Origin of the sequence: Pseudoxanthomonas sp., from assembly GCF_027498035.1 — a bacterium.
Lineage (GTDB): Bacteria > Pseudomonadota > Gammaproteobacteria > Xanthomonadales > Xanthomonadaceae > Pseudoxanthomonas_A.
The window spans coordinates 621,899-637,230 of record NZ_CP114978.1 but is presented as its reverse complement, the minus strand read 5'-3'; the positions used below and the strand labels follow the sequence as shown (position 1 = coordinate 637,230).

Below are 15,332 nucleotides of genomic sequence, written 5' to 3'. Positions count from 1 at the left end.
TTAAGCCGCTTTTGCCGAGGCCAGGAAGTCCTGCGCGAAGCGCTGCAACACGCCGCCGGCGTCGTAGATGGCGACTTCTTCTGCCGTGTCCAGGCGGCAGGTCACACTGACCTCCTGGCGCGCGCCGTCTTTGCGATGAATCACCAGTTGCAGGTCGGCACGCGGCGTCGGCGTGCCGATCACGTCGAAGGTTTCGGTGCCGTCGATGCCCAGCGTCTTGCGGTCGGTCCCGGGCTTGAACTCCAACGGCAGCACGCCCATCCCGACCAGATTGGTGCGGTGGATGCGTTCGAAGCCTTCGGCGACGATGGCTTCCACGCCGGCCAGGCGCACGCCCTTGGCAGCCCAGTCGCGCGAACTGCCCTGGCCATAGTCGGCACCGGCAATGATGATCAACGGCTGCTTGCGCTCCATGTAGGTTTCGATCGCTTCCCACATGCGCGTGACCTGCCCGTCCGGTTCGATCCGGGTCAACGAACCGGGCTTGACCTGCCCGTCTACCACAGCCATTTCATTGATCAGTTTCGGATTGGCGAAGGTCGCACGCTGAGCAGTGAGGTGGTCGCCGCGATGGGTGGCGTAGGAATTGAAGTCTTCCTCCGGCAAGCCCATCTTCGCCAGGTATTCGCCGGCCGCGCTGCTGCCCAGGATCGCGTTGGATGGCGACAGATGGTCGGTGGTGATGTTGTCGCCCAGCACCGCCAGCGGCCGCATGCCACGCAGCGTGCGTTCGCCCGCCAATGCGCCTTCCCAGTACGGTGGACGCCGGATGTAGGTGCTCTGCGGGCGCCACGCATACAGCGGATCGATCTTCGCGCCGGTCTGCGCGGTGCGCGCGAACATCGGGTCGTAGACCTGGCGGAAGTGCTCGGGCTTGACGCTCGCGGCGACGATGGCATCGATCTCCGCATCACTGGGCCAGATGTCCTTCAGTGTGACCGGCTTGCCGTCGTGATCCAGGCCCAGCACGTCCTTTTCGATGTCGAAGCGCACGGTGCCGGCAATCGCATAGGCCACCACCAGCGGTGGCGAGGCCAGGAATGCCTGCTTGGCATACGGATGGATGCGGCCATCGAAGTTGCGGTTGCCTGACAGCACCGCGGTGGCGTACAGGTCGCGGTCGATCACTTCCTGCTGGATCTTCGGATCCAGCGCGCCACTCATGCCATTGCAGGTCGTGCAGGCGAAGGCGACGATGCCGAAGCCCAGGTGTTCCAGCTCCGGCAGCAGCCTGGCTTCTTCCAGGTACAGCTGCACGGCCTTGGAGCCTGGCGCCAGCGAAGTTTTGACCCACGGCTTGCGGGTCAGTCCACGCGCGTTGGCATTACGCGCGATCAGGCCGGCGGCGATCACGTTGCGCGGGTTGGAGGTGTTGGTGCAGCTGGTGATGGCGGCGATGATCACCGCGCCATCGGGCATCAGGCCTTGCGCCTGTTCGGCCTTGCCAGCCTCCAGCTTGGTTTCGTCGGCGATGCCGCGCGCGGCCAGCTCGGCCGTGGCCACGCGCTTGTGCGGGTTGGACGGGCCAGCCATGTTGCGCACCACGCCGGACAGGTCGAAGCGCAGCACGCGCTCGTATTGCGCGGTCTTCAGTGCATCGGCCCACAGCCCGGTGGTCCTGGCATAGGTTTCGACCAGTTTGACCTGCGCATCCTCGCGACCGGTCAGGCGCAGGTAGTCGATGGTCTGCTGGTCGATGTAGAACATCGCCGCGGTCGCACCGAATTCGGGCGTCATGTTGGAAATCGTGGCGCGGTCGCCAATGGTCAGCGCGTCGGCGCCTTCGCCGAAAAATTCCAGGTAAGCGCCGACGACCTTTTCCTTGCGCAGGAATTCGGTCAGCGCCAGCACCACGTCGGTGGCGGTGATGTCCGGCTGCGGCCGGCCGCTGAGTTCGACACCGATGATGTCCGGCAGCCGCATCCACGAGGCGCGGCCCAGCATCACGCTTTCCGCTTCCAATCCGCCTACGCCAATGGCAATCACGCCGAGCGCGTCCACGTGCGGGGTGTGGCTATCGGTGCCGACCAGCGTATCCGGATACGCCACGCCGTCGATGGCGTGGACCACTGGCGACATCCGCTCCAGGTTGATCTGATGCATGATCCCGTTGCCCGGTGGAATCACGTCCACGTTCTTGAACGCGCGCTTGGTCCAGTCGATGAAATGAAACCGGTCTTCGTTGCGGCGGTCTTCCACCGCACGGTTCTTGGCGAACGCCTGCTTGTCGAAGCCGGCGTATTCCACCGCCAGCGAGTGATCGACGATCAGCTGGGTCGGCACCACCGGATTGACCTGGGCCGGGTCGCCGCCCTGCTCCGCAATCGCATCGCGCAGCCCGGCCAGGTCCACCAGCGCGGTCTGGCCCAGGATGTCGTGGCAGACCACGCGCGCCGGGAACCACGGGAAATCCAGGTCGCGCCGACGTTCGATCAGCTGCATCAGCGCCGCATCCAGCAGCGCCGGGTCGCAGCGCCGGACCAGGTTTTCGGCATGCACGCGGCTGGTGTAGGGCAGCGTGTCGTAGGCGCCGGGTTGCAGCGCATCGACCGCCGCGCGCGTATCGAAATAGTCCAGCTGGGTGCCAGGCAAGGGCTTGCGGTGGGCGGTGTTCATGGTCGGATCTGATCTACGAAAAAGGACAAGGCGTCTGGATCGCAGGTGACCGACGGGCCGTCTGGCGCATCGTCCTTCCGCATCTGGTGCATCCACATCGCAGGCGGCAATCTGGCACCTGGAAACGCATTGATCAATCTTGATTTCGATAATCAATCTATCTGCCGTCAGCTCCACCTCACGAGAAGCAACGCCTGCCAAGGCGAGCTTCGTCGCGATCAGCGCCAGGGGCACGGCGCGCTGAAGTCAGCGACAGACCTTGAACACCCGTGCATCCCAGGACGAAGCGTCGCTGTAGGACCAGCGCACGCCCTTGCGCTCGTGCGCGGCTGCACGCGCCTGGCGCGCGCGTTCGCAGGGACTGGGCGCGCTGGCCCGTGGCGCATGGGAACGTCGGGTACTGCGCGCGGCGGGAACGCGGTTGCTGGACTTCAGGTACTGACGGTCGCGCTCGATGCTGCGCTCGGCCGCGTTGCGCTCTGTCGTGGTCGCTCCGATGTTGGGGTCCGTCGTCCATTGCTTCTCGGTGATCCCGGCACAGGCATCGGACTGGTAGACGACGGTGCCGGCCGCATCACGGCATTTGTAGACGGACTGTGCGCCGGCACCTTCCGTCAACAGGCACAGTCCCAGCAGCAGGATCAATCTCATCGCGGCATTCCTTTGCGCGCACGGGGTGCCGTCAACTTGAATGATCCAGCCCGCCCGTGCCATCAGCATGGGACGCGCCTGCGGGTCAGACAACAGCCCGACTGCGTTAGCTGCAGCCTCCGGCGCGACACCGCCCCGCGGGCAGCGTGGGCGACCGCCGCTGCGATGCGGAAATGCACCCAGCTGGGGCTTCCTGTACCGTGTCGCGGGGATCTGGACACACCGAGGCGTCATCGCTGCAAGGTTGCGGCGTGGGTGAGGCGTGCCATCGGCACGCTTCCCGCCTCTAAAACACTGATTGCTCCTGGAGAATCTGATGTCCGTGCAAACGCCTGCTTCCGAGGAAATGGAAGTCCGCGAGAACCTCGCTACGCGCCTGGCCGAGTCCGGCCGCCTGCCCGATGCCCTGCTGCGCATGGGCATCCGCCGCATGTGCGCCCAGCGCCTGAAGGACCAACGCAAGGGTGGCACCGATGCGGTGTTCGCGCGCCAACAGGCCTGGCTGGATGGCCTGCGCGAAGACGCCATCGCCGTGGAACCCCAGGGCGCCAGCCGCCAGCAGCACGAGCTGCCGCAGGAGTTCTTCCGCCTGTGCCTGGGCAAGAACCTCAAGTACAGCAGCTGCTTCTGGGACGACACCACCACCGACCTGAGCCAGGCCGAAGAGAAGATGCTGCGCCTGTACTGCGAACGCGCCGAACTGGTTAACGCCAACCACATCCTGGAACTGGGCTGCAGCTGGGGCTCACTGACACTGTGGATGGCCGAGCGCTATCCGCGGGCGACGATCACCGCGGTGTCCAACTCGCGCCTGCAGAAGGAATTCATCGAAGCCCGCTGCCGCGAACGCGCGATCTTCAACGTCGAGGTCATCACCGCCAACATCAATGCGCTGCAGCTGCCGGAGGCGGTCTTCGACCGCGTGGTCTCGATCGAGATGTTCGAACACATGCGCAACTACCAGGAGCTGCTGTCGCGCGTGGCCGGCTGGCTCAAGCCCGGCGGCAAGCTGTTCGTGCATCTGTTCTGCCATCGCGAGCTGCTGTACCTGTTCGAGGCCGAAGGCGATGACCCCTGGATGGGCCGGCACTTCTTCACCGGCGGGTTGATGCCGGCGGCCGATACGCTACTCAAGTTCCAGGAACAGCTGACCATCGAAGAGCGCTGGCTGCTGCCGGGGACGCATTACCAGAAGACCGCCAACGCCTGGCTGGAAAACCAGGACGCCAACCACGACCAGGTCATGGGCCTGATGCGCCAGGCTTACGGCGTGGCTGATGCCGGCCGCTGGTATCAGCGCTGGCGCATGTTCTGGATGGCCTGCGCGGAATTGTTCGGCTATGCCAATGGCAACGAATGGATGGTGGCGCACTACCGCTTCAAACGCTGAAGCCGTGCAGTGCAGCTCCTGCGCCCTTGTAGAGCGGAGCTTGTTGCGCTGCTCTTCGGCCAGACCCAGGGCAAGCTTCAGCGGAGTCCCAAAAAGGGGATTGCAACAAGGTCCGCTCTACAGGAAAGCGACTTCAGGCCGAAGGCCGCAGCTGGCTCGCAAGCCAGGCACCGGCAAACACCAGCAACAAACCGCCCGCCAGACTGATGCCCAAGTTGGCGAGCATGGCCATTCCGCGGCCCGTGCGCACGAAGATCAGGCTTTCCATCATCAGCGACGAAAACGTGGTCAGGCCGCCCAGGATGCCCACGATCAGGAACGCGCGCAGGTACAGCGCCGGCTGGCCGCGATCTTCCAGCCATACCACCAGGAAGCCACCCACCAGCGAGCCAAGGAAGTTCACCGCGATGGTGCCGTAAGGAAGCCCACTGCCGAACTGGCGCAGCATCTGCCCGCCGATCCAGAAGCGCAGGCCGGCGCCGAGCGCGCCGCCGGTCATGACCAGCGCCAGCTGCTGCCACCAGATCGCAGGGTTCATGCTTTTCCTTTCCCGGCCCGCGCTTGCGCACGGGCGGCACGCAGGGCATCGAGCTTCTGCTTGAGTTTGATTTCCAGGCCACGCTCGACCGGTTCGTAATAGATCCGCTCGCCCATCGCATCGGGAAAGCCGGTCTGGTCCAGCGCGATGCCACCTTCGGCATCGTGGTCGTACTGGTAACCGTCGCCGTAGCCCAGGCCCTTCATCAGCTTGGTCGGCGCGTTGCGCAGGTGCATCGGGACCTCCTGCGTGCCGGTCTCGGCCACTTCGCGCTTGGCCAGATTGAAGGCGGCGTAGCCCGCGTTGGATTTGGCGGTGGACGCCAGATACAGCACCAACTGGGCCAGGGCGAGTTCGCCTTCGGGGCTGCCCAGGCGCTCGTAGATGTCCCAGGCTTCCAGCGCCATCTGCTGCGCGCGCGGGTCGGCCAGGCCGATGTCCTCGACCGCCATGCGCGTCAACCGGCGCGCCAGATAAGCGCGGTCGCAGCCGCCATCGAGCATGCGGGTCAGCCAGTACAGCGCAGAATCGGGATTGGAGCTGCGCACGGATTTATGCAGCGCCGAGATCTGGTCGTAGAACTGCTCGCCGCCCTTGTCGAAGCGACGCGTGCGGTCGGCCAGCACCTGCACCAGCGTCGCTTCGGTGATCTCACCGGCTTCGTCTGCAGCCAGTTCGGCGGCGATCTCCAGCAGGGTCAGTGCACGGCGAACGTCGCCATCGGCGGCACCGGCAATCTGCGCCAGCGCGGCATCGGACACGCTCAACGCCTGCCCCGCCAGGCCACGCTCGCCATCATCCAGTGCATGTCGCAGCGCCTGGGCAATGTCGGTCGCGGACACCGCTTCCATCACATGCACGCGGCAGCGCGACAGCAGCGCGGAATTCAACTCGAACGAAGGGTTCTCGGTGGTGGCGCCGACGAACAGGATCGTACCGCGCTCGATATGCGGCAGGAACGCATCCTGCTGGCCCTTGTTGAAGCGGTGGACCTCGTCGACGAACAACACCGTGCGCCGGCCTTCGGCGAACCGATGCGCGGCCTCGGCCAGCACCTGGCGCACTTCCGGAAGCCCGGACAGGACCGCAGAGATCGCCTTGAACTCAGCATCGGCATAACGCGCCAACAACAGCGCCAGGGTGGTCTTGCCGCAGCCCGGCGGGCCCCACAGGATCATCGAATGCACATGGCCGGATTCGACCGCGCGGCGCAGCGCGGTGCCCGGCGCCAGCAGCCGGCGCTGGCCAACCATTTCGTCCAGGGTGCGCGGACGCATGCGCTCGGCCAGCGGCTGCATCGCGCTGCGGTCGACGCTCAGCAGGTCTGGCGTATCGCTGGGAAAGGTCTTGGCTCTGGCCACGGCCCTATTCTATCGCGGCGTGGCCGCTTGCCCGGTACGGGTCAGTTGCCGTCGCCGACCACGTCCACGCCGGCGGCAGGCTTGTAGCTGAAGGTGCCGGTGGCGAAGGATGGGTTGCGCTTCCAGTTGGTGAAGTCCACTTCGGTGCGCTGGCCGACTGCATCGGTCACGTCCATGCGCATCAGCTGGCCGTTGGAAAAGCCCAGCTTGGCGATCTGGAAACCGGTCGCCGAGTCATCGCGCTTGGGCGTCAGGGTCATCCACTGCAGGCCCTGCTCGGCCGGACCTTCGGACACGTCGAACTTTGCGTCCAGCTCCTTCGGCTTGAGCAGCGCCGCCAGCGGACTGGACTCGGCCTCGTTGCCCTGGCCGCGCACGGTGACCTGCTGCAGGTCGGGCTCATACAGCCACACCTTCTTGCCATCGGCGACGATCAGCTGCTCGTAGGGCTTTGCGTACTCCCAGCGGAACAGGTCCGGCGTGGACAGCGCAACCCGGCCGCTGGAGCGTTCCTTCAGGCTGCCGTTGCCGTTGAAGGTCTTCTGCGCGAACTGGCCATCGAGCCCTTTCAAGCCCGTGGTGAAAGTCGTCAGCTCGTCGCGTGCACCGGCCAAGGCGGTGCCGGCCAGCAGCGCCGTGCCCAGGACGGCCAATCGCAGCATGCGGATCATGGGAAACCCCTGTTGTTTCGATGTGCCAAGTTTGACGCGTCCAGTCTGAATCCGCATGCCACGACGCATGGCTGCCCGTGGCCGCCATTCAGCCATGCGCGCATCGCTCAGCGCGCGGTCTGCACCGTGGACAGATCGCCGTACAGGATCTGGCCGCGGAAGCCGCGTCGCACATCCTGGTACAGCGCGCGGAACGCCGGGTAATCGGCCGGTTGGCAGAGCTGGTCGGCGCCATGGATGGCATTGAGCGTGAGCCGGTGGGTGGCAGTGATCTGCTGGCCGTCGCGCGCCCAGGTCACGTCGTAGCGGCCCGCCGTGTTCTCGAAATGCGCATCGCGTGGGATTGCGATCACCGGCACACTGGTCGGGAAACGCAGCACATAGGTTTCCTCGCGCAGGGTCTGGTTGCACTGGAACGGGGTCAGGTTGGTTTCGGCCACGGCTTTCGAATACAGCTCACGCATGGAATCGGCACCCGGCATGTCCGGTAGGGTCATGCCACCGACGCTACTGAAATCCACGTCGTCCTGCGCGCTGAAATCGAAGCCGTAGCCGAATGGGTGGTCCAGGTCCTCGGCCTGGCCCTGCAGGCGCAGGCGGCCCTGCCCGTTCAAGCCCGACGACGCCATGATCGAGTCCTCGATGCGCTGGCGGTTCTGCGTGGTCAGCTGCGAGAAGGTTCCGCGCAGGCCGATCTCGCCACTGGCGCCGCTGTCGATCGTCGTCTGCCCGCTGACATTGCCCTTGGCATCGAAATCGAAAGTGCTGGTCGCGCGATAGGCGCTGCGCGATGGGTCGTTCGCTGGCGTGCGCGCCACCACGCCATCGGCCGTGTGCACCACCGGTGCGCCCAGGTCCGACGCAGGCAGCTGGCCGAAGCGCGCATACGGGCTGGTCGAGTCCAGATACAGGCTGAACTCCGGCACCCAGGTGATCGCGTGGTTGAAGCGCCCCAGGACCACGCCCTTGGGCAGGGTCGGCCCGCCGCCGGCACCGATCAGCACTGGCGAACTGGCAATGCCTTTTGCCGCCAGCAAGGCCTCCAGGATCACGGTGTGGTCCTTGCAGTCGCCGTAGTGGTTGGCCAGGATCGACGCGGCCGGATTCGGTTCAAGCCCGCCGTTGCCCAGGTAGACCGCCACGTAGCGGATGTTGGCCGCGACCCATTCGTAGATCGCCTGTGCCTGCGCGCGACGGTCGTCGATGCCCGCAGTGATCGCATCGGCCTGCCGCTGGATTTCCGGCGTGACCTTCGCCGCCTCACCCGCCGCCCGCTGATACGCGCGACCCAGCTGGCCGTAGCTGTCGAAGGTGCTGGCCATGATCCCGGGACTGAACTCCCAGGCCGACACGCTCCAGGCCTGCGGGTCCATCGGCGTGCGGTTGCTGTAGCTCCACTCCCAGTGCGCATTGCCGCCCTCGACCCTGCGCTTGCCGCCCTGCATGCCCGTAGCTTCCAGATGCATCGGTATGGACGCCGGCGCGGTCAGGGTGACCCTGGCCTGGTCGTACTGCTGCATCAACGGGAAGGTTTCCCACAGGTTGAAATAGCCGGCGAAGTACGGCTGCACCTGGTGCGTGCGGTAGCGGTAGACCACGCGCGTGCCCGGCGCCAGGTTCGGGAACACGATGACCTTGACCTTGCGGTCGGCGTACATCGCCGCCGAGGCACTGGAATAGCTCTCCTGGGTGTAGATGCGGTCCGGCGCCACGTCATGACGCTGGCCATCGGCGGTGATGGTGTAGGCGGCCAGCACTTCCAGCCGTTCCATCTTCTCGCTGTAGCTCAGACGCACCTGGCTCCAGGCCTCGACCCCGGCCTTGGTGCGGACCAGCACTTCGTATTCGTCGGTCTCGGTGCTGGTGTAGTCCGGCGCGACCACGTAGTCGGCCAGGTAGCGGACGAAGCTGAAGTTGTTGCTGGCTTCAACCGCTGCGACCGGCTCGGGACTGGAAGTCTTTGCCCCGGCCTCCTGTCGCGCCAGGGCGGACACCGGCAGCAGGCAGGCGCACAGCAGGATCAGCAGACGGGACATCACGTGCGTTCCGGGGATTGGGCTCACCTTGGAGTGTCCCGCACGGGGATGGTTCCTGCGTTGAACCTGACGGGTTTGTCGATGACCGCCGCTCAGCGCGGCGGCGGTGGAGCCAGCACGCTGCGGTCGCCATTGTGTTCTGGCGGCGAGACCACGCCGGCTGCTTCCATCGCCTCGACCAGGCGCGCGGCACGGTTGTAGCCGATCTTCAGCCGGCGCTGCACGCCGGAGATCGACGCGCGCCGGGTTTCGGTGACGATCTTCACCGCCTCGTCGTACAGCGGATCGGATTCGTCGCCACCGCCGCTGTTGGACTCGGGCAGGCCGGTCGGGCCGACCATCACGCCGTCACCCATCGACTGCATCTCTTCCAGCACGCCTTCCATGTAGTTGACCGGGCCGCTGGCCTTGAGGTGCTCGACCACGCGGTGCACTTCCTCGTCGCTGACGAAGGCGCCATGCACGCGGTCCGGCATGGCCGTGCCCGGTGGCAGGTACAGCATGTCGCCATGGCCCAGCAGGGTCTCAGCGCCGGACTGGTCGAGGATGGTGCGCGAGTCGATCTTGGAGCTGACCTGGAACGCGATGCGGGTCGGGATGTTCGCCTTGATCAGGCCGGTGATCACGTCCACCGATGGGCGCTGGGTGGCCAGGATCAGGTGGATGCCGGCCGCACGCGCCTTCTGCGCCAGGCGGGCAATGAGTTCTTCGACCTTCTTGCCGACGATCATCATCATGTCGGCGAATTCGTCGATGAAAATCACGATGAACGGCAGCGTGTCCAGCTGGCGCGGCATCTCGTCCAGGTCCGGGTTCGGCTTGAACAGCGGGTCCATCAGCGGCTGGCCGGCGTTGACCGCGTCGGTCACCTTCTTGTTAAAGCCGGCCAGGTTGCGCACGCCGACCGCACTCATCAGCTTGTAGCGGCGCTCCATCTCGGCCACGCACCAGCGCAGGCCGTTGGCGGCCTCCTTCATGTCGGTGACGACCGGCGCCAGCAAGTGCGGGATACCTTCGTAGACGCTCAGTTCGAGCATCTTCGGGTCGATCATCAACATCCGCAGTTCTTTCGGACTGGCCTTGTACAGCAGGCTCAGGACCATGGCATTGACCGCCACCGACTTGCCCGAACCGGTGGTGCCGGCGACCAGCAGGTGCGGCATGCGCGCCAGGTCGGCCACCGATGGCTGGCCGGCGATGCCCTTGCCCAGCGCCAGGGTCAGCGGACTGGTGGACTTGTCGTATTCCTTGGAGCGCAACAGCTCGGAGAGATAGATCATCTCGCGGCTGGTGTTGGGAATTTCCAGGCCGATCACCGACTTGCCCGGGATCACGTCGACCACGCGCACCGCCTTGACCGACAGGCCACGGGCGATGTCCTTGTCCAGCGAGCTGATCTGGCTGACCTTGACGCCCGGCGCCGGCTCTAGTTCGAAGCGGGTGATCACCGGTCCCGGATAAGCGCCGACAACCTGCACATCAATGCGGAAGTCCTTGAGCTTGAACTCGATCTGGCGCGACAGGGTTTCCAGGGTTTCCTCGGAATAGCCCTTGGCCTGCGGCTTGGGATCGTCCAGCAGGGCCAGCGGCGGCAGGCCATCGGCGGTGGCGCCGGTGCCGTGGAACAGCGGGATCTGGGTCTCGCGCTTGGCGCGCTCGCTCTTTTCCACCACTGGCGCGGCCGGCGGCTCGATCTTGACCGGTTCGCGCTTGGCCTGCTTGACCGCATCGACCTTGCGCACTTCCTCGCGCTGTTCGCGCATGACGCGGGTCTTCTGCCAGTCCTCGGCCTGCTTGCCACCGCGACGCAGCAGCGCCGGCAACGCGGTCACGCCCTGCCCGATCCGTTCCATCAGGGCGAACCATGAGAGCCCGGTGGCCAGCGTCACCGACACCAGGAACAGCGCCAGCAGGAACAGGTTGCCGCCCAGGTCGCCGAACAGCACGGTCAACGAACGCCCCACCAGCCGGCCCAGGATGCCGCCCGGGCCAGCGGAGAAGTCCGTGGCCGAGATATGGCGCACGAACAGCAGCCCGGTCGAGGAAATCAGGAAACCGACCATGCCCACCAGGCGCAGCGCCGGCCCCAGGTCCGCTTCGCCATCCCCATCCTTGTCCATGCCGAACAGCGCGATCCAGGCGATCGCGCCCAGGATCACCGGCAGCAGGAACGCCACGTAGCCACAGAAACCCAGCAGCAGGTCCGCGACGATCGCGCCGACCTTGCCGCCCATGTTGTGGATGGGCGCGGTCAGGTTGCTGGTGTTGGTCCAGCTGGGGTCCTGCGGCGAATAGGTGAACAGGCAGGCCAGCAGGTACAGCAGCACCGGCGCGATCACGATCAATGCAAGGTCGCGCCACAAACGCTGGCGGCCGGGATTGGGGGGCGTGGACGGCTTGGTGCGGCGCGCGGCGGGGGCGCCTTTGGATTTGCCGCGTTCCGGGAGCGCTTTTGCCACCTTGGGATCCGACCTCAGGAATATTTCGTTAGTGCTTGATAGTAAACGAATCGCGCGCGAAATTCAGTGAGGCCTGCAGTCGGGCCCGTCAGGCCGGCACTAGGCGTCATGCGACCCTGTTCCAATGCGATGCGGCCGGAGCATTCCACCTGCGCGCCTTGATTCGACTTGCCTGCACCGCCACTCTATGGCCCGTCCGCAGCGGTCCAGATCGCGTCTGTTCCGTGCTTTTAACCCCAATATTTCGAGTATACATGAGCACTTCCAAGCACAGCCGCCTGTTGATCCTGGGCTCCGGCCCGGCCGGATGGACCGCCGCCGTCTACGCCGCGCGCGCCAATCTCAAGCCCGTGGTGATCACCGGCCTGCAGCAGGGCGGCCAGCTGATGACCACCACTGAAGTCGACAACTGGCCGGGCGACGCCCACGGCCTGATGGGCCCGGACCTGATGGCGCGCATGCAGACCCATGCCGAGCGCTTCGAGACCGAGGTCATCTTCGACCATATCCACACCGCCGACGTGACCCAGCGCCCGTTCAAGCTGATCGGCGACAGCGCCGAATACACCTGCGACGCGCTGATCATTGCCACCGGCGCCACCGCCAAGTACCTGGGCCTGGAGTCGGAAGAGGCCTTCAAGGGCCGCGGCGTGTCGGCCTGCGCGACCTGCGATGGCTTCTTCTACCGCGACCAGGACGTAGCCGTGGTCGGTGGCGGCAACACCGCCGTGGAAGAAGCGCTGTACCTGTCCAACATCGCCAGCAAGGTCTACCTGGTCCACCGCCGCGACACCCTGCGCGCCGAGAAGATCATGCAGGACAAGCTGCAGGCCAAGATCGACGCTGGCAAGATCGTGCCGGTCTGGCACCACACCGTGGACGAAGTGCTGGGCAACGAGGCTGGCGTGACTGGTCTGCGCGTGAAGTCGGTGCTGGACGGCAGCACCCAGGACCTGGTCGTGCACGGCTTCTTCGTCGCCATCGGCCACACCCCCAACACCAGCCTGTTCGACGACCAGCTGGGCATGAACAACGGCTACCTGACCATCCAGTCCGGTCTGGATGGCAACGCCACCCAGACCACGGTGCCGGGCGTGTTCGCCGCGGGCGACGTGGCCGACCAGCATTACCGCCAGGCGATCACCTCGGCCGGCTTCGGCTGCATGGCCGCGCTGGATGCCGAGCGCTTCCTGGACAAGGGCGCCTGATCCGCTCACCCGGCTGGGCGCGCCAGTGCCCGGCCGGGGCGTACGGCCCACACCATAGCCCACGGCATACTGCGGTTCCCGCCTGATCGTCGAGTGCTGATGACGCTGCTCCGGCCCTTCTCCGTGCTGACTACCGAATGATGCAGACCCGCTGGCTGCGGTCGCTGGACGGCATCGCGCCCGAAGCCTGGGATGCACTGCTTGGCGATGACAACCCCTTCGTTCGCCATGCCTTCCTGTCCGGGCTTGAGCGCACAGGCTGCCTGCGTACCGACTGGGGCTGGACGCCGCAGCACCTGACCCTGTGGGATGGCGAGCGATTGGTGGGCGCCGCGCCGGGGTATCTCAAGACCAACTCACACGGCGAGTTCGTGTTCGACCACGCCTGGGCGCATGCCTATGCTCGCTATGGCGAGGATTACTTCCCGAAGTGGCTGTGCGCGGTGCCCTACTCGCCCGTGACCGGCCCGCGCCTGCTGGCCAGGACCCCGGAAGCGCGCCAGGCACTGGTGCACGCCATCACCGCCCATGTCCGCAGACACGGCCTGTCCTCGGCCCACGTCAATTTCCATGCGGCGGCAGAAGACGCCGATTTCGACGCCGAGTGGTTGCCACGCACCGATGTCCAGTATCAATGGCACAACATGGCGGGCTGGACCGATTTCGATGCCTTCCTGGGCGCGATGGATCACAAGCATCGCAAGAACATCCGCCAGGAGCGGACCAAGGTCGCCAAGGCTGGCGTGACCTTTCGCGTGCTGCATGGCGATGAGGCCAGCGATGACGATCTGGACGCCATGTATGGCTTCTACCTGCAGACCTTCCAGGAATATGGCAATTCGCCCGCGCTGACCCCGGAATTCCTCAAGCACCTGGCGCTGGCCATGCCGCGGGCGCTGGTGTTGTTCCTGGCCCAACACGAAGGCCACCCGGTCGCCGGTGCGCTGTGCCTGCGCGGTGGCGACACGCTCTACGGCCGCTACTGGGGTGCCGATGCCACCCTGGCCGGCCTGCATTTCGAGACCTGTTATTACCAGGGTATCGATTACTGCCTGCGCGAGGGCCTGACCCGCTTCGAACCCGGCGCGCAGGGCGTGCACAAGATCGCGCGCGGTTTCCTGCCGACCTTCGTGCGCAGCCGGCACTGGATTGCCGACCCTTCGTTCCGCGAGGCACTGGGGCGCTGGTGCCGGGAAGAAGATGCATCAGTGCGGCAACACGCGACGATCCTGGCCGGACGCTCGCCGTTCCGCGAAGGGACCGCTGAAGTGGAGCGATCAATGACGGCAGTCGCGCAGGAAGAAGGTGGCCGATGAGCCGGCGCCTGCCTTTCCTGCTGGATGCATCGCCCGGCGCGCCTTTTCCCGACCCGAACCTGGCGCTGCGTGAGCCCGATGGACTGCTGGCCGTGGGCGGCGACCTGAGCTCGCAACGCCTGCTCAACGCCTACCGCGCCGGGGTGTTCCCGTGGTACTCGGATGGCCAACCGCTGCTGTGGTGGTCGCCCGATCCGCGCACCGTGTTCCGTACCAATGGCGTGCACCTGAGTGCGCGCTTCAGGCGCCAGCTGCGCGGCAGTGACTGGATCCTGCGGGCCGATACCGCGTTCGCCCGGGTGATGATGGCCTGCGCCAACGCGCCACGGCCTGGCCAGGATGCCACCTGGATCACCGCGCAGATGCTGGATGCCTACGTGGCGCTGCACCGGCAAGGCCATGCGCATTCGCTGGAAGTCTGGGATGCCGGGACACTGGTCGGCGGCATCTATGGCGTGGCCATCGGCCAGATGTTCTTCGGCGAAAGCATGTTCAGCGCCGCCTCTGGTGGCTCGAAGGCCGCCCTGGCCGGGTTGGCGCATGTGCTGGGCAGCTGGGGCTGGCCGCTGATCGATGCGCAGGTCGATAACGACCATCTTGGCCGCATGGGCGCCGAGCAGTGGCCGCGCGCCGAATTCCTGGCGCTGGTGGCAGGCCAGGTGCAACTGGAAGGTACTGCCGAGGCCTGGACCAGGCGCGTCGGCGATATCCCGGCGGCCTTGTTGGGCGCCGCTTAACGCAATTTTGCGGTGGCGACGCAAGCGGGGTATAATGCGCGGCTTCGCGGGCAGCGCTTCCGTTGCCGCACTCTCAGCAGGCTTCCATGTCGAAAGACGATTCAATCGAATTCGAAGGCGCCGTCACCGAGACGCTGCCCAACACCATGTTCCGCGTCAAGCTGGAAAATGGACATGAAATCATCGCCCACATCTCCGGTCGCATGCGCAAGAACTACATCCGCATCCTGACCGGTGACAAGGTCAAGGTGGAAATGACGCCTTACGACCTGACCAAGGGGCGCATCACCTACCGCATGAAATAAGCCGCACGGCGGCTTGTTTTTGAAAGGCAGCCCAGCGGGCTGCC

General features: G+C 65.7%; 12 protein-coding genes. 5 read left to right on the top strand and 7 right to left on the bottom strand.

The features are described 5' to 3' along the window. Complete coding sequence (gene acnD / locus O8I58_RS02945) at positions 1–2,616, bottom strand: Fe/S-dependent 2-methylisocitrate dehydratase AcnD (RefSeq protein ID WP_298320547.1); 2,616 nt, start codon at positions 2,614–2,616, stop codon at positions 1–3. 246 nt (positions 2,617–2,862) lie between these two features. Beyond that, entirely contained in the window at positions 2,863–3,267 is a 405-nt protein-coding gene (locus O8I58_RS02940; RefSeq protein ID WP_298320545.1) for a DUF4124 domain-containing protein, read from the bottom strand. A 346-nt stretch (positions 3,268–3,613) separates the two neighbouring features. Between O8I58_RS02940 and O8I58_RS02935 the strand changes: the two genes are divergently transcribed. Continuing rightward, a complete protein-coding gene (locus O8I58_RS02935; protein ID WP_298322686.1) occupies positions 3,614–4,657 on the top strand; it encodes an SAM-dependent methyltransferase in 1,044 nt (347 codons plus the stop codon). Between the two features lie 133 nt (positions 4,658–4,790). Here the strand turns inward: O8I58_RS02935 and crcB are convergent, their stop codons facing one another. The 5 genes from crcB to O8I58_RS02910 all read right to left on the bottom strand — a co-directional run bounded on the left by crcB (position 4,791) and on the right by O8I58_RS02910 (position 11,722). Continuing rightward, positions 4,791–5,195 (bottom strand): fluoride efflux transporter CrcB, encoded by a 405-nt coding sequence (gene crcB, locus O8I58_RS02930; protein WP_298320543.1) that lies wholly within the window; start codon positions 5,193–5,195, stop codon positions 4,791–4,793. Next, positions 5,192–6,556 (bottom strand): replication-associated recombination protein A, encoded by a 1,365-nt coding sequence (locus O8I58_RS02925; RefSeq protein ID WP_298320541.1) that lies wholly within the window; start codon positions 6,554–6,556, stop codon positions 5,192–5,194. Before O8I58_RS02925 ends, crcB begins: the two co-directional genes overlap by 4 nt. A gap of 41 nt (positions 6,557–6,597) precedes the next feature. Further along, entirely contained in the window at positions 6,598–7,227 is a 630-nt protein-coding gene (gene lolA, locus O8I58_RS02920) for an outer membrane lipoprotein periplasmic chaperone LolA (RefSeq protein WP_298320539.1), read from the bottom strand. A 107-nt stretch (positions 7,228–7,334) separates the two neighbouring features. Next, positions 7,335–9,263, bottom strand: a complete 1,929-nt coding sequence (locus O8I58_RS02915) for a DUF3857 domain-containing protein (RefSeq protein WP_298320537.1) — start codon at positions 9,261–9,263, stop codon at positions 7,335–7,337. 92 nt (positions 9,264–9,355) lie between these two features. Continuing rightward, positions 9,356–11,722, bottom strand: coding sequence for a DNA translocase FtsK (locus O8I58_RS02910; RefSeq protein WP_298320535.1), 2,367 nt, complete (start codon positions 11,720–11,722; stop codon positions 9,356–9,358). Positions 11,723–11,976: 254 nt separating this feature from the next. On the opposite strand from O8I58_RS02910, the gene trxB reads away from it, so the two are divergent. From trxB to infA, 4 genes are all read left to right on the top strand, one after another. After that, positions 11,977–12,930, top strand: a complete 954-nt coding sequence (trxB, locus tag O8I58_RS02905) for a thioredoxin-disulfide reductase (protein ID WP_298320534.1) — start codon at positions 11,977–11,979, stop codon at positions 12,928–12,930. Between the two features lie 137 nt (positions 12,931–13,067). Then, positions 13,068–14,246: a GNAT family N-acetyltransferase gene (locus tag O8I58_RS02900; protein WP_298320532.1), complete on the top strand. Its 1,179-nt coding sequence runs from the start codon at positions 13,068–13,070 to the stop codon at positions 14,244–14,246. Further along, positions 14,243–14,983 carry a leucyl/phenylalanyl-tRNA--protein transferase gene (gene aat, locus O8I58_RS02895; RefSeq protein ID WP_298320530.1) on the top strand — a complete coding sequence of 247 codons (741 nt, stop codon included), beginning with the start codon at positions 14,243–14,245 and terminating at the stop codon, positions 14,981–14,983. Before O8I58_RS02900 ends, aat begins: the two co-directional genes overlap by 4 nt. 86 nt (positions 14,984–15,069) lie before the next feature. Continuing rightward, positions 15,070–15,288 (top strand): translation initiation factor IF-1, encoded by a 219-nt coding sequence (infA, locus tag O8I58_RS02890; protein ID WP_014160711.1) that lies wholly within the window; start codon positions 15,070–15,072, stop codon positions 15,286–15,288. Positions 15,289–15,332: the final 44 nt, after the last annotated feature.

Coding starts and splice junctions, on each gene's coding strand:
- acnD (WP_298320547.1), bottom strand. CDS start 2,616: ATGAACACCGCCCACCGCAAGCCCTTGCCTGGCACCCAGCTGGACTAT.
- O8I58_RS02940 (WP_298320545.1), bottom strand. CDS start 3,267: ATGAGATTGATCCTGCTGCTGGGACTGTGCCTGTTGACGGAAGGTGCC.
- O8I58_RS02915 (WP_298320537.1), bottom strand. CDS start 9,263: ATGTCCCGTCTGCTGATCCTGCTGTGCGCCTGCCTGCTGCCGGTGTCC.
- crcB (WP_298320543.1), bottom strand. CDS start 5,195: ATGAACCCTGCGATCTGGTGGCAGCAGCTGGCGCTGGTCATGACCGGC.
- trxB (WP_298320534.1), top strand. CDS start 11,977: ATGAGCACTTCCAAGCACAGCCGCCTGTTGATCCTGGGCTCCGGCCCG.
- O8I58_RS02935 (WP_298322686.1), top strand. CDS start 3,614: ATGGAAGTCCGCGAGAACCTCGCTACGCGCCTGGCCGAGTCCGGCCGC.
- O8I58_RS02900 (WP_298320532.1), top strand. CDS start 13,068: ATGATGCAGACCCGCTGGCTGCGGTCGCTGGACGGCATCGCGCCCGAA.
- lolA (WP_298320539.1), bottom strand. CDS start 7,227: ATGATCCGCATGCTGCGATTGGCCGTCCTGGGCACGGCGCTGCTGGCC.
- infA (WP_014160711.1), top strand. CDS start 15,070: ATGTCGAAAGACGATTCAATCGAATTCGAAGGCGCCGTCACCGAGACG.
- aat (WP_298320530.1), top strand. CDS start 14,243: ATGAGCCGGCGCCTGCCTTTCCTGCTGGATGCATCGCCCGGCGCGCCT.